Raw genomic sequence first — 499 nt, forward strand, 5'->3', positions numbered from 1 at the left:
CCAACCCATGTCAGCACTAACCGCCTTGACCGCGGAAACCTTGGATTTCATCGACACCATCCTGGCCGACTTCTTCACCCCCACCAAGGCGAATCAGGCTTTTCCTACCCGCAGCCAAATCAGGCGTAAAGTCCGCGACATCTGTAAAACCCTGGATGACTCCATCGCATATCGCGATACCCGCCCCAAGGATGCCTACCGGTTTTCTTCTAATGGCACCTCCGCCTGGCTAGAACTCCAAGTTACTGAAGATACCGGCATTAAACTCGATGCCTTCATCCACCAAACCGCCGCAAAAGAAGGAATCACTGTTGCTGAAGCAGTCATCAAACTCTTAAGCGGCGAGATACAACCACCAGCCACCGTAGTCTTACACACCTACCAAGCCTGCGATATCGACAATGCCCCAACCTTTATTGAAGGCTTCGGCTGGCGACAAGAGCCCATGCCGCATGATAAAACCCGGGACTTAACCGGCGAGGTAGCCGAAGCAGACGGC

1 pseudogene is annotated in these 499 nt (G+C 53.7%); it reads left to right on the forward strand.

The features are described 5' to 3' along the window. Positions 1-25: 25 nt before the first annotated feature. Positions 26-499 (forward strand): annotated as a pseudogene (locus tag HMPREF2604_RS14550) (HNH endonuclease); the annotation flags it as partial.

The organism is Corynebacterium sp. HMSC055A01 (assembly GCF_001809405.1).
Classification (GTDB): domain Bacteria; phylum Actinomycetota; class Actinomycetes; order Mycobacteriales; family Mycobacteriaceae; genus Corynebacterium; species Corynebacterium hesseae.